We start from the raw sequence: 21,207 nt of genomic DNA on the forward strand, positions 1-21,207 counted from the left end.
TTCTCTTTGTTGTGGTAAACAAGAGTGTAAGGCGTTGCTTATTTTTTTCAACTATCTCCCAATTCTATACAGCCCCTACTTATTATTAAATATTACTATTGCCGTTATTGCCCATTACCGTACTTGGAAAATGCTAAATTTATTGGGTGTAGGCGTGACGTTTGGGTTGGCATACTATTGGGGGCTCACGGAGAATTTAATAGCAATTATTGATAATCAGCGCTGGGCTTTAGTGCTGCTGGTAGCGTTACATTTGATTCTCTATCTGTTTGTCGTCATTCGCTACGCCCAACAGATCATTGCTTATAATACTGCTAATCAAGAAGATGTTAACAACGCCAATAATGGCTATTTATTTCCCATCGATACCGGCTTGCTATTTTCAGTACCGATATTAGCATTTGGCTTATTTTCAGCGCTATTACACGATATCAATCACGCATTGACCATCACCAGCGCTATTTTAGCAGCGATATATCTAGGACTTGGCTGGACGTTTATTCAGCGTAGTCAGCGCTATGCCTTAATCACTGAAGGGATGTTGGCATTAGGGTTTGGGTTTTTAGCCTTGATAATTCCGCTAGCGTTAAATGCCGAATGGATAGCTTTTGGCTGGTCGGTACAAGGGCTGGCGTTGGTATGGTTTGGGCGGCGCTCGCTACGTGCGTGGTCAGTATTATTCGGCTTATTATTACAGCTCATCAGCATTGGTATACTGTTAAATAATTTCGTCATTGGTATTGAGCATTATCCCACACTCGCTTTAACCATTTCTGCCATTAGTGCGCTTGCTAGCGTTTTCATCTTACGTGCCAGCAACTCGCCTATTTTGTCTGACAACGAAGAAATTCAAAACTCAGTTAGCACTAATCATACAACATCAGAGTTTAGCAAGATATTAGGCATCAGCGAGACAGCCGCTCAGCAATGGCTTGCCAGTATCAACAGCCAAAGTACGGCGTTTAAACTGATTTGGCAACATCCAACTTTGATACGATTTTTGACCTTTACCGCGATGGGCTGGCTACTTTACGTCTTGATGATTGATTTTGATCAATGGCTCACCAGCTGGCAATTGGCAACGACAGCACTGATAGCGCTAGCCACTTTAGCAAGCTTACTCATTTATTGGATAATAAATCAGTATCGTTCGTGGCACGAGATTAGACAATTTAGCCATGGTTTACTGCTGCTGTTTTATGCTGTATTGATATTTCAGCTGCCACAAAAGTATGAGTTTGACTATCAATGGACGACGTTTCATTGGCCGATACTTATGACGTTATGCATTGGCTGGTTGGTGCTTGGGCAAGGTTGGATAAAAACATGGCACAGCTATGATAATAACGATTCTGAATTAAAAGGTTACGATAGCGCCAGCTGGCTTGGTACTGGAATTATAGTTTTAGCAGAAGTGCTACATTATAGATTGCCTGATTCAGACGGGGTGACAACTATTTTGGTTCCCGTTGCGCTTATGCTGGCTGGACTGTGGGGGACTTATCGTTATAGCATCGCTCGATACAGCCATGCACAATCGAAAATACCAGCCTTACCTCTGGCTCCTTATTGGTTTGATTGGCAAGGTGCACTGTTAGGCAGTGCCAAAATCTTTGTGCCATTAACATTGTGCTGGGTTATTTTTACCAACTTCTCTTATGATGGTGTGATTTGGGGACTCCCTTATATTCCACTGTTTAACCTCTATGATGTAACGTTATGGCTGGTGGTATTTTACGGTTTGGGTGTTTATTTACTGCGTCAACCACACAGCATGCATCCCACAAATCTATTAAAAAGCATTTATAAAAGTGACACTTTACTGACTTTTTTAGTACTCATTAGCTTTTGGATAGTCTCCAGTATGTTGGTCAGAACCCTGCACGCTTTTATTGACACCCCGCTATGGGTGGGTGGCGCTTGGAGTAGTGAGCAAGTACAGACAGGACTGACGATTTCGTGGACGCTAATCGCCTTAGTCGCGACTGTTATCGCCAGTCGCTATTGGCAGCGAACGCTATGGTTTATGGGTGTTGGTCTATTAGGTATCGTTGTCTTAAAATTGGTCTTGGTTGATTTATCCCAGACCGAGGCGATTTGGCGGGTCGTATCTTTCCTTGGTGCTGGTAGCTTGATATTGGTGATTGGTTATTTAGCACCGCTGCCGCCCACGCATGATGACCTAGTGGACGAAGGTAAATAATAGTTTCAGGTGAGCGTCAACTGAAATGATAGCGTCAGCATTTTTTAGCATCCGTACTTTTTAGCATCAGTACCTTGCTTATGTAGTAAACTGAACCTCATTAAAAAGTAAATGACGCTAGAGCATGTCCTAGTCTTACTTTTAGCATTTTTTATAAAAGGTTATAAAAGCAGATGGATAAGAGAGCAAGTATTCAGTGGTTCCCTGGGCATATGAACAAAGCCCGCAATGAAATCAAAGAAATTATGCCGCAGATGGATGTGGTTATCGAAGTGATTGACGCCCGTATTCCTTATAGCAGTGAAAACCCAATGGTTGCAGCACTACGTGGCGAAAAACCAGTCATCAAAATTCTGAACAAAGCCGACCTTGCTGATCCAGAATTGACCCAAACGTGGATGGATTATCTTGAGCAGCAAGATGGCGTCAAAGCAATCGCTTGTGATAATAATAAAGCCGATGATGTAAAACGTATCATTGCTATCTGTAAACAACTTGTGCCCAATAAAGTCGGTACCGGTCGCCAAATCAAAGCCATGATTATGGGTATTCCAAACGTCGGTAAATCCACCTTGATTAACACCTTAGCGGGACGCGCCGTGGCAAGGACTGGTGATGAGCCAGCGGTAACCAAATCGCAGCAACTGATTAAACTTGACGATGACATCATGCTCTATGACACGCCTGGTATGCTATGGCCAAAGGTTGAAAACGAAAACTCTGGCTATCGCTTGGCCGCAACGGGCGGTATTCGTGATACCGCGTTTGATTTCGATGATGTCGCGGGTTATACCGCTGAATATTTGCTAAGTGCCTATCCTGAGCTATTAAAATCGCGCTATAAAATTGACGAACTGCCCAAGACAGACTGGGAGTTTTTTGAAATGGCGGGGCGTAATCGCGGTTGTGTACGCGCAGGCAATCAAGTCGATACCTATCGCATGTCTGAGATTTTGGTGAATGAGCTGCGTAGCGGCAAGCTTGGACGTATTACGCTCGAAACCCCAGCCATGACTGAGGCTGAAGAACTCGTCGTCGCTGAGCAACGACTCGCCGCTGAAGAAAAAAGGCTGGCTAAAGAAGAAGAGAAACGCCTACGTCGATTAAAAACGCGGAAGAATCGGAAGTAAACGCTCACTAACATAGCTGGCAAGGTGCGCCTAGCGCACCTTTTATATTTTATTACTTACCTTTAACTTATTTAAAAATCTGCTCATATTTTAGTTGGCAAACAATATAATCAATGATTATTTCATCCTACGGTACTAATAACGAAGCTCATCTACTATTGTCTTGCATCAATCGTATTACACCCCATACACACTCTTAACCCCAAACTTTATATATCCCTGTTCAATTTACAAGGAATACTCTTGCCTACCCAATTCTCTCAGTCATCAACCTCTCTCAACTCCCTCGCCCCGCGCCTTCTCGATTGGTTCGCCGAAAATGGTCGCCATGATTTACCTTGGCAACAACACCAAACCGACACGCCCAACCCTTATATCGTTTGGCTGTCCGAAGTCATGCTGCAGCAGACGCAAGTAACGACAGTGTTGCCCTATTTTGCCCGCTTTATGGCGTCGTTTCCGACGGTACAAGATTTGGCAACAGCTGAATGGGATACGGTAGCGGAACATTGGGCGGGGCTTGGCTATTATGCGCGGGCGCGTAATTTACATAAAGGCGCAAAGCAACTAGTCGAAGTTATCAATGAGACTGGTGACTTTCCACAGACCCTAGCTGGTTGGGAAGCGATATCAGGTGTTGGGCCATCAACGGCTGGGGCGATTATGGCCATGGGGCTACATCGTTATGGTGTCATTTGCGATGGCAATGTTAAACGCGTGTTGACGCGTTGGGCCGCCATCGATGGCGATATTACCAAATCTGCCACGACCAAAGAGTTATGGACATTGGCTGAGCGTTTAACGCCTGTCGATGACTCAGGACTGTTCGCGCAAGCAATGATGGATATGGGCGCAACCTTATGTACCCGTAGCAAACCTGCTTGCTTATTATGTCCATTACAAGAGGATTGCATTGCCCATGCACAAGGACGCGAAACCGATTATCCCGTTAAAGCAAAAAAGCAGCCCAAGCCAAGTAAGTTTAGCAATGCATTATTAATTGAAGATACAAATGGCAAAATACTGTGGCTACAGCGCCCTGACAATGGCATTTGGGGCGGTCTGTGGAGCTTGCCGCTACAATTTGTAGAAAAGATTAACGGCAAAGTGAATGCTAAAGCTGCTGATAAAAATAATGGCAAAAATACAGATGATAAAATAAGCGCAGCGACTGGTAATCAGCCATTAAAAGTTGCTAGCAATGAAAAAGTATACGAAGCAGAGTTTACTACTGCTGAGCAAATTATTAATGAGTGGCTGGATAAAAATAAATTGGATGCAAAAGCCGTCAATAAAACCTTGTTAGATGACGCACCGATTAAACATTCATTGACTCACTTTCATTGGTATTTAACCCCGCAATCCATTACGTTAAATGATAAGCAAGCGCAAGATATAACCGAAGCATTGCAAGCTGCTGAGATTAATGTGAATTGGCTAAATGGTGATGCCGCACAGGCAACGCTTGGATTGCCACGAGCGATGGTTAAGATTTTGGAATAAGTATTTATACCTATAGTCAAAATATCTCAAAAACCTAACGGTACTGCTGATATAAGCTCTTTGATTATAAATACTGAAAATCACTTAATACCGTATGAAAAAAGCGACTTAACATCATGCTAAGTCGCTTTTTTATTTAACGTACTTTATCACTGGCGTTAGCGCTAAGACTTCGGCACACGTAAGCGCATTAAGCCTTCTTGCTGCACAGTGGCAACCAGCTTGCCGTCTTGCCAAAACTGCCCGTGATTCAACCCTTTAGCATTGGACGTGGTATCGCTCCACATGTCATATAACATCCAATCATTTAGATCAAAATCACGATGAAAATGCATCGAATGGTCGATACTAGCGGCTTGCAAGCCACTGGTCATAAAGCTAACCCCATGTGACATGAGCCCTGTGCCGACCAAATAAAAATCGGATGAAAATGCCAAAAGCGCTTGCTGAATGGCTACTGGCTGATTACCCAATTCATGAATACGCAGCCAGTTTGCCTGCTTGGGCTTCATTGGTTCCGGATGAATCGGATCACGCGGTTTAACCGGTTTAATCTCGACATGACGACGACGCATAAATCGAGCTTTGAGGGCGTCTGGCACTTTACCCACATACTCTTCTTTTAAATCCTGCTCAGCGAGCAAGTCCTCAGGTGGCGGATAAACGGGCATATCTTCTTGATACTCCAAGCCCTCCTCCATCGGCGAAAACGAGGCAATCATCGAAAATATCACTTGCTCGATAGGTGCTTTACCGCGTACTTCTTTATATTGAATCGCTGTCACCTCACGTGCCGATAGACTGCGGCCGTCACGCAAGCGGCGCACTTGATAAATCACTGGCTGATTGATGTCACCACCACGTAAAAAGTAGCCGTGTAATGAATGGCAGGGCTTGTCTTTGTCCAACGTATGCGATGCTGCCATAATCGCTTGGGCGAGTACTTGCCCACCAAAAATACGGGCACCAACATAGTCATGGCTCTTACCCTCAAAGACATCAGGGGTAACTTCGATAAGCGCCACGGTAGCCAGCAGCTCATCAATCAGTTGCGAATAATCGGACATGACGATATGTTTCCTTATTTTTTATCAAAAACGCTAAGCATCTAGATATAAGCGCCAAACGATATCAATACGGTATAGCTTAAGCCAATGGGGCGTTTTAATCCAAAATAAAATCAATTGTAGGGCGTGGCCGTAATCTGAACGAAAGCGATTAAATGGCCCATAAAATGATAGCTAAAAGCTCATTATAAAACCAAAGGTCAAACATCTTAACCAATATTGTGGGCTTTGACTAGCGACCGCGCTGATTTGCGAATATCACTCTGCTTATATAAAGCAAAAAGAATTCAATACGATAAACGAAGTAATAAAAAGCATCAAGAGGCATAAAGTATAAAAACGAGATGTTTTATACACCTCGTTTTTATATTACTCTATAGACTTACGGTTTCACTGCCACCAGTACCCGAATAGAATCTGGGACTAGGGATAAGTTGGCTAAGGCCTGCTCACCTTGCGCTTGTAACTGCTCTAAACGCTCCACCTCTTCTGGGCGTACGTTAGGGTTGATGGTTTGCAGATGCTTTAGACGCTTGATTTCACGCGACCACTGCTGGCTAAAGCGGGCACTTGCTTGCTCACCAATCTCCACTAACTGCTGACGGGCTATATCTTCAGCTTCATAATAACGCTGCTCAATCACATCGCCGCGCACTTTAATCACTTGGCGCGCACGGTTTTTATCCAAACGCTCAATATGCGGCATAATCATCTCCGCACTGATACGCGCTGATAAGTCACTGCCCTGCTCACTGATAAACACACGGATATTTTGTGTGGTTAAGGTCGCAGGCAAGTTAAGCAATCTTGGCGCAATGGCCTCTACGCGGAAATTCACTTCTAGCAACACCATACCTTGCGGTACGGCGGCACTTTTTAGCATCGCAACCGTGGTATTACCAAAGGTGCTGGTGCTCGCCAGCTCATAAATCGCGCGCATCAATGGATGCTCATGAGTAATAAATTCAATATCTTCACGCTGTAGCGCTTGCTCACGCTCGAATGTCAGCGTCATACCGTCTTCGTCACCAAGCGGTAAACCATCGATATAATCGCTAATCTCGGTGCTATCGATAGGTGCAATCACCCAAGAGCCATCGCGCTGAATATTATGCTCGATATTGGCTGAGGCAAAGAAACGCTCAATAAATTGTGGCAGTAGATTATGACCATCAAAATCACGCATGGCATCAGCGATACGTCCAGCAACGCGCGGACGGCACGAGTTATACTCTAATAGACGATCGCGACCTGCTTGTAGCTGGGCTTCTAATCCCAATCGGGTCTGCGCTGCTTCACTGATGATATCTTCTAGCGTGGTACGGTTCGCGTCGGTATCCGCCCCTTCAAGCATCGGCTTCAACTCTTGAATATATTGCTCTTGTACACTTTGCGCCGTCGGTGAAATCTGATTGAACATATTGAGCGCATTGTTGTACCATTTATAAAGGCGCTCTTGTGCGGTGCCTTGTACATACGGTATATGTAGCATAATTTGCTGCGTTTGCCCGATGCGATCTAGACGACCGATACGCTGCTCTAAGGTATCAGGATTGGCGGGTAAATCCCACAATATCAGCTGGCTTGCAAACTGGAAGTTACGCCCTTCTGAACCAATCTCCGAGCATAACAATATCTGCGCGCCTTCACTATCGGCAAAAAACGCCGCCGCTTGGTCACGCTCAAGCAGGGTCATTTGCTCGGTAAAGATAGCCGTTTTGATACCAGCATGCAGACGCAATACCGCCTCTAAACTCTCAACGGTCGCACCACTACGGGCAATCAACAGCACTTTTTTATGCTTAAGCTCGCCTTTTAAGATATCAATCAACCAAGGCACACGTGGGTCATCTTCTAACCAGCCACCATCAGGCTGGTTCTCTTCACCCCATAGCTGCTCACGCAATTTACCATTGGTTTGATAACTATCAATCCATGCTTCAGGTAATGGCAGTGGATAAGGCTGGCTGCTACGTCCGTGGAATCCTTTAACACTTTCACGGGTATTGCGGAACAAAATACGCCCAGTACCGTGGCGGTCTAGTAGCTCATTGAGCGCGTAAGTACGTAATTTTTCGTCATCATTAATCGTCGATAATTCATCGAGACTGATATCTAGCAGACTGCTTAATGCCGCGATTTGACCGTCATTTAACGGCTTATCTTCTATTAGTACGCTTGCAACCGCTGCGGTTTCTGCAAAGGCTTCTTGACCGTCAATAAACTCATCCAAATCATCAAAACGATCAGGGTCTAATAAACGCAGACGAGCAAAGTGACTTTGTGCCCCAAGCTGCTCAGGTGTGGCGGTCAATAACATAACCCCTGCCGTTTCTTCGGCAAAGTCGACAATCAAGTCATACTTATCATTGCCGCCTTGCGCTTCATCCCAATGCAGATGATGCGCTTCATCAACGACTAATAAATCAAATCCTGCGTCCATGGCTTGGTCATATAAGTCAGGATGGTCAAGCAATAAATCCATACCGGCAATGATACATTGTTCGGTAGCAAAAACGTTTTGCTCAGGGTCATGCTCTTTAATGGCTGCTGCACGTACCAAGTCAAACAAGGCAAAATTTAGGTTAAAACGACGGCGCAGCTCAATCATCCATTGATATTGCAGACTGTCTGGTACCAGAATGAGTACGCGCTCAGCTTTACCCGTCAGTAGTTGCTGATGAATAATCAGACCCGCTTCAATGGTTTTACCCAAACCAACTTCATCAGCGAGCAAGACACGCGGCGCGATACGTTTGCCAACTTCATGCGCGATATAAAGCTGATGCTCAATAATATCGACACGTGCACCCATCAAACCTTTGAGCGGATGACCGGCAAGCGCTGATTGCATACGCAAGATATCTTGGCGTAGCTCATACCAATCACCACGCTCAATACGACCAGCGAGCAAACGCTCAAGTGGTTTTGCTAAGGTGATATTGGCCGCCAGTCGGGTTTCCATTATCCCTTTTTCATGCTCGTCGACACTGTATTTGAGTACGCCCATCACTTCTTCGACCGCCGTCACCGTATAGGTATTACCGGCTTGATCAGAAATACTATCGCCAACTTTAAACACCACGCGCGATAACGGCGCAGAGTTTTTTGCATAAACACGCGTCTCTTCACTTTGCGGAAATAGAATATGCACACATCGATCATCTACATCGATGACCACCCCTAAGCCCAGCTCGGACTCCGTATCAGATAAATGGCGTTGACCAACGGTGAATTCGGTACTGTGCAATGAAGCGATAGAGATAGTCATAGGGCGATGTCTTTTTGTACTCAGGTGATAAGAAAATAGATGGCTAATGATGCGAGCCATAATGACCCATTCAGTATCATTAATATGCTGATAGTCATTGGCAATATCGGATAACGCCAGCTCATGGCTAGGTCGGACGATACAGCAGAGCATTATATAACGTTAGCGCCTAGATGAGTGCATTAAGTTGGCTTTTCAAGAGCAAATTTGGACAAGAATATGCCAAACCCAAGCATAAGTTGGTCTTATAAAACAATAAGATAACGACTCGCAAGTAAAGAAAAAATATTGTTATTATTTAATTGTTTCTATATTGTTAACATATGAAATATAACGTTTCTTTTTACTACCGACATTATATTAAGTCCTCCAAGTGATTTATTAAAAACAACCTCGAACGCTTATTAAATGACTCCCAGTATTTACGGGCATCATATTACCTTTTATAGTCGTTTAAGTTATGAATCATACGTTTATGAAGTCCATTAAACTATCATTTAAAGTGATAGGCCTGAAAGTGAATAGTTCAGTATTTTGTAGTAACTGATATCTCACTTTAAGTAAGTTTACGCATCCCACATGATTGATTACAACCTGCACATAGCTTTGACAATCTCCTTTGTACATCCTAATCCCAAGGACAAACACCACCATGAGTGACTCCAAAAAGGTTGGTTTTTTCAACCAAGTTAGTACCCAAGTTACTACTATTTTATTTATTGCTTTTGCGGTCGTTCTCGCGGTCGTTGTTTATGTCGTTGATAAAGAAGGCTATGAAAAAATTCGCCTTGAATCCGCAAAACTGGTGGCTGAACGTGGTAATACAGCGGTTAATAGTATCTCTGCCGATATCAATCGGGTGATGCGTAGTGCGCTGCTATTGCAGCAAAGCGCACAAACCTTGCCTCCACAAGAGGCGATTCTACAAGCCAGTGCGGCCAATGCTTTTGATAAGCGAGATTACAACCTATTGGGTAGTGGTGGAATTTGGCCTGAAAACGGTGCGCTTGGGGCTAATACTGCCACCCATCCGTTTTTGATGGTACGTCAAAACGGTGACTATCAAGCGGTACTAAGCGATCCCAACCCAGCTAATCCTTATTATCAAGAAGATTGGTTTAGCGTCTTAAAACTACTCAAGCCTGACAGCTGTATCTGGAACCATGTTCGCGCCACCCAAACCAAAGGCGAGCTGGCAATGAGCTGCGGTGTGGCCATCGAGCGTGACAATCAGTTTTGGGGCGCCAGTACCGTTAACTTCACCCTTAATCAGCTGCAAGAAAATATCGTAAAGCTAAGCGAAAGCTCGGGTTCAGGCTACATTTTATTATTGGATAACAGTGATAAAGTTATCGCCTCGTCTAACCCTGAGCGCCTAAGCTATATCGATGAAGAGAGCGGTACGCCACTTGATATCAAACAAGTCATCAACTCAGATCCCGCTTGGCAACCGGTGCTTAACTTCTTAGAAACCCAGCGTAACGAGACTATCGAGCGGGTCGCCGCCAGCGTCTCGCCACAAGTCCAGCAAGTACTGACCACGCTTGATAAAGCCGAAACTGGTACGGCAAAAGGTTATTATTTGGTCAATTATGCGGCTTACTTAAATAACGGTGAGAATCAGCAAAACGCGATGGATAGCCGCTTATTGCAGAGCTTTGAGTTGGCAAAAGACAGTTACTATAATGGCAGCCAAGCCTATGTCTTTGAGATTCCTGAGACTTACTGGAAGCTCATCGTTGTACAACCTGATGCTGAAATTAACGCCATCGCCGATAACTTGAGTGAAAACTTAATCAACTGGATCGCTTTGGCGCTATTACTCACGGCTGGTGTCATTTACTTTATGCTGACGTATTTGGCATTTAAGCCGTTAAAAGAGACCACCGATAAAATCTCTCAAGCAGAAAACCTGATCGATAATAAACAATACAATAAGCTAAGCTCGGTTAAATTCACTGAAGGTCGCAACGAGATTGGGTTGGTCAACGGCTCTATTAATGATCTATTAGATCGAATTCAATCCAATGAAGGGAAGCTTGCCAATATCAATCAACAGCTCGAGATTAAAGTTGAAGAGCGTACCGCTGAGCTGCAAGATACGCTAAAAGAGCTGAAAAACTCACAGCTGCAATTGATTCGTTCAGAAAAAATGGCGACTTTAGGTCAAATGGTGGCAGGCGTCGCCCATGAAGTAAACACCCCTCTGTCTTATGTGCAAAATAACCTTGAGATTATCGGTCAGTTGACTGAGCAATACGAGGAATTGATCGAATTGGTACAAGGGCTAAAAGGTATCAAGTCGGATGCTGGGGCAACCAATGGCAAAATCGACAAATTATTGGCCAAGATTGTCAGTGCGTCTGATGAAATCCAAGAAGATGACCTGTCAGCTGAGCTAAAAGAGCTGATTAAAGATTCGTTGTTTGGCGTCGAACAGATCACTGAGATGGTACTTAACTTGCGCAATTTTGCCCGTCTCGATGAATCAAAGGTAAAAACCATCGACGTGCGGGAATGTATCGAAGCCTCACTGAAAATCGCGGGTAACTCTATCAGACATCAAGAGATTGTTACTGACTTTGCGCCAACACCTGAGGTTAAATGCTCACCGTCACAGATCAATCAAGTATTGGTCAACCTGTTAAATAACGCCTCGCAAGCCATAGACCAAAGCCCTGATGGCAAAATCGACGTTCGTACCCGCGCTGATGACAACAATGTTTATATCGATGTCAGCGACAATGGTAAAGGCATGAATGCAGCAGTGCTCAATCAAATATTTGAGCCGTTCTTTACCACCAAAGGCGCAGGTGAAGGTACAGGGCTTGGTATGGCCATCAGTCAACAGATTATGGAGCAGCATAATGGCGATATTAAAGCCGTATCGACTGAAGGCCTTGGCACCACGTTTACTTTGACTTTACCTATTAATAACGATTTAACAGAGAAAAACCTAGTTGCGTAAGCGCTAGGTTGGCTTTTAATTTTAATCATTATTGGCAGTTTTATTATCATTATTCATCATAAGGATATCATCATGAATGACAATGAAAACGAAATCGAAATTGAAGATGACTCAAATGTACCAGAAAACAGTACTGAGCCAAAACCGAAACTGGCATTTATCGACGATGAAAAGCGTATTTTACGTTCTATGAAACTATTGTTTCGTAAAACGCATGACGTTTTTATTACCACCGATCCCAATGAATACATCGATTACATCAAAAAAAACCATGTACACGTCGCGGTCAGTGACCAGCGTATGCCCGAGCGTGTCGGTGTCGATATATTACGAGAAGTGAAAGACATCTCACCGTCTACCATGCGTATATTATTGACCGGTTACGCTGATTTAAATGCCATTATTGGTTCTATTAATGATGGTGAAATTTATCGTTATTTGACCAAGCCGTGTAAATCTGAAGAGCTGCTCGCCGTCGTCGGTCGTGCCACCGAAATCGCCTTGACCTATAACCCAGACGAAGATGGCGACCAAATTGATAGCTCGGACAATAAGCAAACGCTATTGGTCATCGATGAAACTGACGAGCTGATTGAGCAAATCCGTAAACAGTTCTCTCACAGTTATAAGGTACTGCACGCCAAAGGTTTAGAAGAGGCTTATGATTATTTGGCGAACGAAGATATCGGTGTGTGTATTACCGACATCAACGTCAGTGGTGAGAATATCGCACCGATTATCTTTACCTTAAAACAAGACGCGCCGCATTTAGTAGTCTTGGTACAGACAGAATTTCAAGACGCTGGCTTGCTGATTGATTTGATTAACAAAGGACAAGTTTATCGCTGCTTACCGAAGCCGATGCGCGCAAGCTTGCTCGAAATCAGCGTCAATCGTGCGTTCCAGCATCATGCGAAACTCAAAGCCAGTCCTGAATTGGTCAAACGTTATGAAGTAGAGCATGACCCTGAAAACGATATTCGCATCGACTTGAGCAGTCGGGTACGTAGTCTGATTGGTAAATTGCGTAAGCGTTTTTCTTTATAAGCGCATAACTTTACAGCGCTTGGATTTATCACATTATAAGCGATAAAAGATTATTGTCCAATAAAACAAAACCTCTACTTCCAAGCTGAAGTAGAGGTTTTTTGCTTTGTACTTTTGACTAAATACAGCAACGTGCTACATTAAGCCGATAATAACCAGAGCCCATTTACAATAACAACGAGATAAGGAATCATCATGCAAGCCGTTTTTTTAGATAAAGGTACTTTTTCTGATAATGTCAAATTGCCAGCGCCGACTGGTGTGACTGACTATATTACTTATAATGATACGCCACAAGATAATGACCTCATGATCGAGCGCTGCAAAGACGCTGACATTATTATCACCAATAAAGTCCAAATTAGCGCCGAGGTGATTGCCAAACTACCCAAGCTTAAGCTCATTCAACTGACTGCGACTGGTATGAATAACGTCGACCAAGACGCTTGTCGCAAGCATAATATTACGCTTTATAATGTCGCCGGTTATGCAGTAAAAAGCGTGCCTGAACATACCTTTATGTTAATGCTGGCGGCGATGCGTGCGGGTATCTATTATCACAATAAAGCCATCGATGGCACGTGGGCTGATAACGGTAATTTTTGCCTACTTGATATTCCACTGATAGATTTGGAAGATAAAACGCTGGGTATTATTGGCATCGGTACTATTGGTAAACGCGTGACTGACATCGCCCGCGCCTTTGGCATGACGGTATTATGGGCGGAGCATCAAGGGCAAGCGCCGCGTAATGACAACTATACGGACTTTGACGAAGTGCTAGCTCGTGCTGATGTCATCAGTTTACATTGCCCACTAAATGATGCTACCCAGCATTTGATTAATGCAGATACGCTAGCAAAAATGGCCAAGCAACCACTCATCGTCAACGTCGCCCGTGGCGGTATCGTTGATAGCCAAGCGCTGACTGATGCGCTCAATAACGAGCAAATCATCGGCTATGCCAGTGATGTTTTTGAGCAAGAGCCCGTCATCGATGACGATCCTTTATTAACCATTGCCAATCATCCACGGGTGATATTTAGCCCGCATAACGCTTGGGGCAGTAAAAGCGCTCAAGACACCTTGTGGCAAATACTAAGCAAGCAAGTGACTGACTTTATCGAACAGAATTAGAGAGCTTAGCAAGTTACTATCAAGTAAAGTGCAGCCATTCATCTTTGATTTTACGGTATTTAAGCATGACACGATCGGTTAGGTAGTTATTGTTGACGCGCCACGGATAACGGTCACCTTGTTTCGGCAACTCATCTTTGGCACGGCTGACATAACCTGCCGATAGCGCGCCAAGTACCGTATCTGGCTGCACCTTTACTTGCTGATGCTCATTTTTAGCCTGCGCCACTACTGTTTTATAATTGCCTTTACTCATATAATTCAGTAAGCGCAGGACATATTGGCAGGCCAAATCGATTTTTAGTGTCCAAGAAGCGTTGGTATAGCCGAACATAATGGCCATATTTGGTACGCCCTCCAGCATCACCGCCTTATAGGTCATCCGCGAACCTACATCGACGGCTTGACCGTCAACATATAACGCAGCACCGCCCAGCATCTGTAATTTGAGACCGGTCGCAGTGACAATGATATCGGCATCCAAATGCTTGCCTGATGTTAAGGCGATACCCGTCTGGGTAAAATGACTGATCGTATCGGTAACGACCTCAGCGCGCTTGCTATGCAACGCCTTAAACAAGTCGCTATCAGGCACCGCACACAAACGCTCCTCCCACGGATTATAAGCAGGCTTAAAGTGGGCAACATCGACACCGCTACCTTTGAGCTCTTTTTTGACCCTATGATTTAACAGCGCTTTCATGATTTTTGGTGCGTGAAGCGCAGCTCGATAGACCCCTTGTTGAAACAGTACATTGCGCGTGCGTAGCAAGGTATAGGCCTGCGCTTTTGACAAAGGAGAGAACTTACCTGATAGCAAATCAAGCGCATGATCATCGCCCGGTACGCTGGCTACATAAGTCGGTGAGCGTTGCAGCATAGTAACGTGGCGCGCGCATTGTTTACCATTTTTATCAACTAACGCTGGTATCAGCGTCATTGCTGTCGCTCCACTACCGATGACGACTACTTTTTTATCATCATAGGCCGTATCTTGCCAATGCTGTGGATGGACAATCTCACCTTTGAAATTTTCTTCATCTTTAAAGTAAGGACGATAGCCAGTCTCATAATCATAATAACCAGTCGCTCCGACCACGAAGTTTGCGCTTAGGTTAAATACTTCGCCACTAATATGATTTTTAATCAACGCGGTCCATTGCAGGCTACTACTTGACCACGATAACTGCTGCAGCTCGTGCTGATAGCGAATGTGCTCTACCACCTTAAACTCGCGTGCAGTGTCAGCGATATAGTTTTTAATATCGTCGCCTTTTGCCAGCATTCTATGGTTGAGCCATGGGCGAAAGCTATAACCAAAGGTCAGCGCATCAGAATCAGAACGAATACCAGGATAGGTAAATAAATCCCATGTACCACCCAAATCGGCTCGCTTTTCTATGATTAAAAAGCGCTGACTATTATTTTTTTTGGTTCGCAGTTTCTTTTTAGAGTGCTTATGATTAAAAAAATGTGGATGACGTTTTTGCGCCACCTGTTGCTGGAGATGACAAGCCATACTGATGCCTGCGATACCAGCACCTCATAATCTGCAGGCAAGCCTGTCGAAGTTTCTTTGGGTTTAAAGTGTTTTTTAACGGCCTGCTTAGCGGTAGTAATATCAAGCATAATACGATCCTTGTCTTTGCATGACTGACTTTAAAATGATTAACTTTAAAAAGGACTAGGGCTTTCCCAATCCATCCATGCGCCCAGCGTGGGATGTTTGAGGCGTAATTGTTGGGCATGTAAATTGAGCCTTGGCGCAATATCTAACGCGCTGCCTTCGGCATAAATAGGGTCGCCAATGATGACATGATCGACGTGTACCATATGGACGCGCAACTGATGACTGCGACCAGTCACTGGCTTTAACAGCACTCGCGTGACTGTCTGACCGTTGCATTGTTCATGTGCCAGTACTTCATACAGCGTTAATGCGTGCTTTGACCAATTAGGGTCGACAATATGGCGCGGTTTTGTGCTTGGTTCATAGCGTACTGGCACTGATATTTTGCCTGTTGCCCCCACACTCTCCCACTCACCAAACACCCGTGCTTGGTACTTCTTTTGAGGCAAACGCTCAATAAACTGCTTACTGATATTGGTTTGAGCCGCAGCGTTTTTGGCAAAGATCAGCAATCCCGAGGTATCCATATCGAGGCGATGAATCAATTTCACCGCTGGATTGGCGCGCTCCAGTCGAGCAAGCAAACTAACCTTGAGTGTTTTACCATCGACACTTAACAGACCTGCCGGTTTATCGACAACCCAAATATCATCGTCTTCGTAGACGGTAATTTCTTGCGCAAATGCTTGAAAAAACTCAAATGGGCGGGCTTTTTCTTGAATATTAAGGGCGTCAATTTCTTTATCGGTAAAAGGCATAGAGTGAACTACTTATATTAATTGATTCAAATTTTATTTTTCAATAGAGATTATGGATACAAGTGACAGATAAAACATAACCTGTGTTGTTATGTTTCGATTTATTGTGCTAATAGTAATTGTTAAACAATTTAACCAGCCTGCATCTGTTAAGGCTGGGCAAACATGTTAATATAATGGCACATTTTCACCACTTCTAAACGATTCTTTGGCCACTCATCATTCTATTATGAAACCAATATATAAGTTGATGAGTGGCGATAGAAATAATAAAACAAGAGAGATAAAACTATGTCAGACCTTATTGTAAATACCACCGATGCAAACTTTGACCAAGACGTATTGCAATCAGACGTGCCAGTACTGGTAGATTTTTGGGCAACGTGGTGTGGGCCTTGTAAAGCCATCGCGCCTATCTTAGAAGATCTAGCGACTGAATACCAAGGCAAAGTCAAAATCGTTAAAGTCGATGTGGATAATAACCCACAAGCGGCCAGCCGTTTTGGTATCCGTAACATTCCAACCTTGTTTGTCTTTAAAGGTGGCGAAAAAGTTGATTCTGTCATGGGTTTACAGCCAAAAGCGGAATTGGCAAAAGTACTAGACAAGCATCTGTAAATTAAAATAATACTAAACCCAAAAAGTACGACTAGTGGCTGCAAACTCGTTTAGTTTACAAGACGTAGTACTTACACTCGTTTTCCTTGCTACTCTAATTTTTGTGGATGGTATAAGCTTGTTTCGGATGTTTTTACGCAAGCACAGCTACAAATAGAATAAACGAAAAAGCCATTATCTCCCTGAGACAATGGCTTTTTTGCTGGTTTTTTATGCAAAAAACTCAATTATATGACTTTTTTGGCAAAACTCATTGACAACACTATTGTGAAGACCGTATAGTCTGCTGACAAGAGAAAACTAACAGTTTTCCTAAGTATCTTGTCGCTATTCTCCTCGTGTTTATCAACAAAAACACAGTCGTCATTATAAACACCATTACTTAACGAAATGACTAAATACAATTACTGATATTGAGTTTTTGGCGCAGACTCTTATGTAGCCTCTTTATCCTCCTTATTTATAACCTTGCATCAAACGCTTGCAATGCATACATAAGCAGACACAATACCAAGACTACATAAATTCCAGCACTGCACACACCCTCTATCGCCATAATATCGTTGTTTTAATCACTGTCGTGACTTGTGCTACTAATGGCATCTCTCATCTGATCAATTGCTAATGACCTATCTATGAATCTAACTGAATTAAAGAAAAAATCAATCGCTGAGCTATTGGCTATAGCCAAGGAAATGGGTCTTGATAATATGGCACGTAGCCGTAAACAAGACATTATTTTTGCTATCCTAAAAACCCATGCCCGTAATGGTGAGGCCATTTATGGTGATGGTGTGCTTGAGGTTCTTCCTGACGGGTTTGGCTTTTTGCGCTCATCAGAAGGCTCTTATTTAGCAGGTCCTGATGATATCTATGTCAGCCCTAGCCAAATTCGCCGTTTCAGTCTCAAAACGGGTGACAGTATCGCTGGCACGATTCGTCCACCCAAAGATTCTGAGCGTTATTTTGCACTATTAAAGGTTGGCGAAATCAACTTTGATACGCCAGATCGCTCACGTCATAAACTTATCTTTGAAAACTTAACGCCGCTATTCCCAACTGAGCAGCTAAAGTTAGAACTCGGTAACGGTACGACTGAAGACTTGACTGGCCGCATCATTGACCTAATCGCCCCAATCGGTAAAGGTCAACGCTCTATTATCGTTGCCCCGCCGAAAGCGGGTAAAACGATGTTGCTACAGACCATCGCCCAGTCAATTACCCGTAACAACCCTGAATGCTACCTTATTGTACTATTGATTGATGAGCGTCCAGAAGAAGTGACCGAGATGGAACGCACAGTACGCGGGGAAGTCGTCGCTTCGACTTTTGATGAACCGCCACAACGTCACGTACAAGTTGCGGATATGGTCATCGAAAAAGCCAAGCGTTTGGTCGAGCACAAACAAGATGTTGTTATCTTATTGGATTCTATTACTCGCCTTGCCCGCGCTTATAACACCGTTATTCCCTCATCGGGCAAAGTATTAACCGGTGGTTTGGATGCCAATGCGTTAGAGCGTCCAAAACGCTTTTTTGGTGCCGCTCGTAACGTCGAAGAAGGCGGCAGCTTGACTATCATTGCCAGTGCACTAATCGATACTGGCAGTAAAATGGATAGCGTCATCTTCGAAGAATTCAAAGGAACGGGAAACCAAGAGATTACGCTTGAGCGTGATTTGGCTGAAAAACGTATTTTCCCTGCCATTAATATCAAAAAATCTGGTACACGCCGCGAAGAGCGTCTGCTCAATGAAGACAAATTACGTAAAGTTTGGATTCTACGCAAGCTTCTACAACCAATGGATGGCGTACAAGCAACTGAGTTCTTATTGGATCGCTTAAAAGAGGCGAAGACCAATGATGAATTTTTTGAACAAATGAAACGCAAATCTCAAAACTAGATAGTGATTCTAATGGTGTTTCTATTATAAAAGGCTGCTCTAGTGCAGTCTTTTTTTTGGATTCTTTTACGTGAAACCTAAAAAACAGTTAGCGTATTATCCCTATGAATACAAGAAACCTAAATGAAACCCCTACCAATGACATATAATGGCAACATCATTTACATCTCGCTTGCAAAGCTTAGCGTTTCTACTACGACCAAATATATACTAATCAGGTAACATTAGACCTAGTATGAATGTATTTAGGAAAGTAATTTTATTTGAAGTGATTTTAATTTGAAGTGACCTTATTTAAGACATTCGAATACCTGACACAGATTGACCGTACTCAATTGATGATTATCATAAGATGAGTACTTTATTTTAAACTTAATCAATTAATAGGTGAAAACATGAAATTTGCTAAAACTATCGCAATGACTGCTCTTACTAGCTCAGCTCTAATCATGGGCGGCTGTGCATCTAACGGCTACAACACTGGTTTAAGCAATACTGCTAAAGGTGCTGGTGCTGGTGCTGCTGCAGGCGCTCTTATCAAGAGTGGCGGCAACAGTAAAGACATCGCTCGTGGCGCACTAGGTGGCGCTGCACTAGGTGGTGCAGGTGCTTATATCCTTGACCAAACCAGATAATTGGTTTTAGATAAATATTTATTAAGACTTTACTTTATCTCGATAAGTATTTAGTCCTAAAAAAACCTGCAATTAATTGCAGGTTTTTTTGTGCGTGGCATTTGGTTGCCTGATTAATAAACCACTCACTTTATAACTAATATAGTTAAAATACTTTAAAAACGCTACGATACTGCGGGTATAGTTTTTTTGCAGCCTCTGTCTGCGTAGGCACAGCAAGCTAGAAAAAACGGTACCTGCAGTACGTGATGTAGCGATATTACTTCTCACTGACTATACCATTCATAAAAATTAGAGTAGCAAGGAAAACGAGTGCAAGTGCTACGCATTGTAGACTAAACGAGTTTGACACAGCTAATCGTACTTTTTAGGTTTGGTATAACCTGCTTTATAACGCCCCACTAAAAGTATCACAAGACTGTACGCTGCCACTCTCTAAACCACGCGTAAACCATTGCACACGCTGTTGACTGGTGCCATGGGTGAAGTTATCAGGCACCACTGCTCCACCACTCGCCTGTGCTAAGCGATCATCGCCAATTTGGCCTGCGGCATTAATAGCTTCATCGATATCACCCGCTTCCAAAAACTGTACGCGCTCCTGATTGCGCTGTGCCCAAACACCAGCAAAGCAATCTGCTTGTAGCTCTTGCAATACAGACAGTTTATTTGCTTGTGCCCGTGTCACTTGGCGGCTGGCTTCATTCACCTGCTGAGTAATGCCTAATAAGGTTTGTACATGATGACCAACTTCATGCGAGATAACATAAGCTTGGGCAAAATCGCCCGCTTTACCTTGGTTTTCGCTGTCCCCTGAGCCTTGTATATCACCAGAAATACCAAGGTTTTGACGCATTTCTACAAAAAATGAGGTATCTAAATAGACGGTCTGATCACCTGGACAATAAAAAGGACCGGTTGCCGCGCTAGCACTACCGCAAGCTGAGCTGACTTGGCCATTGAATAGTATAAGAGACGGCTCTTTATAGGTACTGCCCGCTTCATTAAACACCTGATGCCAAACTTCTTCGGTATCTGCCAATACGACTTTTACAAACTGCGTATCACGGTCGTCACTGGTTGCAGGCTCAGTAGAGGTGTTATTGCCACCACCCGCAACCACTTGACCGGTTTGCAAGGCGGTCATGGGGTTTACCCCAAATACCAACCATAAAATACCAGCAATAATAATACCGCCAATACCGCCGCCGATCATCTTACCGCCGCCACTGCTTGAGCGTACGTTAGAACTGCCACGCCTACCTTGCCATTTCATAATTTGGTGGTGTTCTAAAAAGTATGCTGGCATCAGACGTAGCCATAATTGATGTAAAAG

Annotated in this window: 14 protein-coding genes; 9 read left to right on the plus strand and 5 right to left on the minus strand. The window is 43.7% G+C overall.

From position 1 onward, the window contains the following. The 3 genes from EI162_RS08870 to mutY all read left to right on the plus strand — a co-directional run. A partial coding sequence (locus EI162_RS08870) for a DUF2339 domain-containing protein (protein WP_192524021.1) occupies positions 1–2,203 on the plus strand: 2,203 nt, incomplete at its 5' end. A gap of 173 nt (positions 2,204–2,376) precedes the next feature. Continuing rightward, a complete protein-coding gene (ylqF, locus tag EI162_RS08875) occupies positions 2,377–3,333 on the plus strand; it encodes a ribosome biogenesis GTPase YlqF (protein WP_192524022.1) in 957 nt (318 codons plus the stop codon). Positions 3,334–3,576: 243 nt separating this feature from the next. Further along, positions 3,577–4,836 (plus strand): A/G-specific adenine glycosylase, encoded by a 1,260-nt coding sequence (gene mutY / locus EI162_RS08880; protein ID WP_225735258.1) that lies wholly within the window; start codon positions 3,577–3,579, stop codon positions 4,834–4,836. A gap of 164 nt (positions 4,837–5,000) precedes the next feature. On the opposite strand, the gene EI162_RS08885 is transcribed toward mutY, so the two are convergent. Then, a complete protein-coding gene (locus EI162_RS08885; RefSeq protein WP_192524023.1) occupies positions 5,001–5,903 on the minus strand; it encodes an acyl-CoA thioesterase in 903 nt (300 codons plus the stop codon). 382 nt (positions 5,904–6,285) lie between these two features. Beyond that, positions 6,286–9,174 carry an RNA polymerase-associated protein RapA gene (gene rapA, locus EI162_RS08890; RefSeq protein WP_192524024.1) on the minus strand — a complete coding sequence of 963 codons (2,889 nt, stop codon included), beginning with the start codon at positions 9,172–9,174 and terminating at the stop codon, positions 6,286–6,288. 652 nt (positions 9,175–9,826) lie between these two features. Here rapA and EI162_RS08895 point away from each other — a divergent pair. The 3 genes from EI162_RS08895 (at position 9,827) to EI162_RS08905 (ending at position 14,326) form a co-directional block, all read left to right on the plus strand. Then, positions 9,827–12,142, plus strand: coding sequence for a sensor histidine kinase (locus EI162_RS08895; protein WP_192524025.1), 2,316 nt, complete (start codon positions 9,827–9,829; stop codon positions 12,140–12,142). A 72-nt stretch (positions 12,143–12,214) separates the two neighbouring features. After that, entirely contained in the window at positions 12,215–13,189 is a 975-nt protein-coding gene (locus EI162_RS08900; RefSeq protein ID WP_192524026.1) for a response regulator, read from the plus strand. A 195-nt stretch (positions 13,190–13,384) separates the two neighbouring features. Then, a complete protein-coding gene (locus tag EI162_RS08905) occupies positions 13,385–14,326 on the plus strand; it encodes an NAD(P)-dependent oxidoreductase (RefSeq protein WP_192524027.1) in 942 nt (313 codons plus the stop codon). A gap of 19 nt (positions 14,327–14,345) precedes the next feature. Here EI162_RS08905 and EI162_RS08910 read toward each other — a convergent pair whose 3' ends face one another. Beyond that, complete coding sequence (locus tag EI162_RS08910; protein ID WP_225735259.1) at positions 14,346–15,845, minus strand: flavin-containing monooxygenase; 1,500 nt, start codon at positions 15,843–15,845, stop codon at positions 14,346–14,348. Between the two features lie 155 nt (positions 15,846–16,000). Continuing rightward, complete coding sequence (locus EI162_RS08915; protein ID WP_192524028.1) at positions 16,001–16,714, minus strand: RluA family pseudouridine synthase; 714 nt, start codon at positions 16,712–16,714, stop codon at positions 16,001–16,003. A 291-nt stretch (positions 16,715–17,005) separates the two neighbouring features. Here EI162_RS08915 and trxA point away from each other — a divergent pair, with 291 nt between their 5' ends. The 3 genes from trxA (at position 17,006) to EI162_RS08930 (ending at position 19,871) form a co-directional block, all read left to right on the plus strand. After that, the gene (gene trxA, locus EI162_RS08920; protein WP_020444406.1) at positions 17,006–17,332 is read left to right on the plus strand and encodes a thioredoxin; all 327 of its coding nucleotides are present in this window, start codon (positions 17,006–17,008) and stop codon (positions 17,330–17,332) included. Positions 17,333–17,967: 635 nt separating this feature from the next. Then, a complete protein-coding gene (gene rho / locus EI162_RS08925) occupies positions 17,968–19,236 on the plus strand; it encodes a transcription termination factor Rho (protein ID WP_192524029.1) in 1,269 nt (422 codons plus the stop codon). Positions 19,237–19,631: 395 nt separating this feature from the next. After that, positions 19,632–19,871, plus strand: coding sequence for a hypothetical protein (locus EI162_RS08930; protein WP_192524030.1), 240 nt, complete (start codon positions 19,632–19,634; stop codon positions 19,869–19,871). A 388-nt stretch (positions 19,872–20,259) separates the two neighbouring features. Here EI162_RS08930 and EI162_RS08935 read toward each other — a convergent pair whose 3' ends face one another. Beyond that, positions 20,260–21,147 (minus strand): neutral zinc metallopeptidase, encoded by an 888-nt coding sequence (locus tag EI162_RS08935; RefSeq protein ID WP_192524032.1) that lies wholly within the window; start codon positions 21,145–21,147, stop codon positions 20,260–20,262. Positions 21,148–21,207 lie beyond the last annotated feature (60 nt).

This window comes from Psychrobacter sp. FME6 (assembly GCF_014861365.1).
In the GTDB taxonomy this organism is placed as follows: domain Bacteria; phylum Pseudomonadota; class Gammaproteobacteria; order Pseudomonadales; family Moraxellaceae; genus Psychrobacter.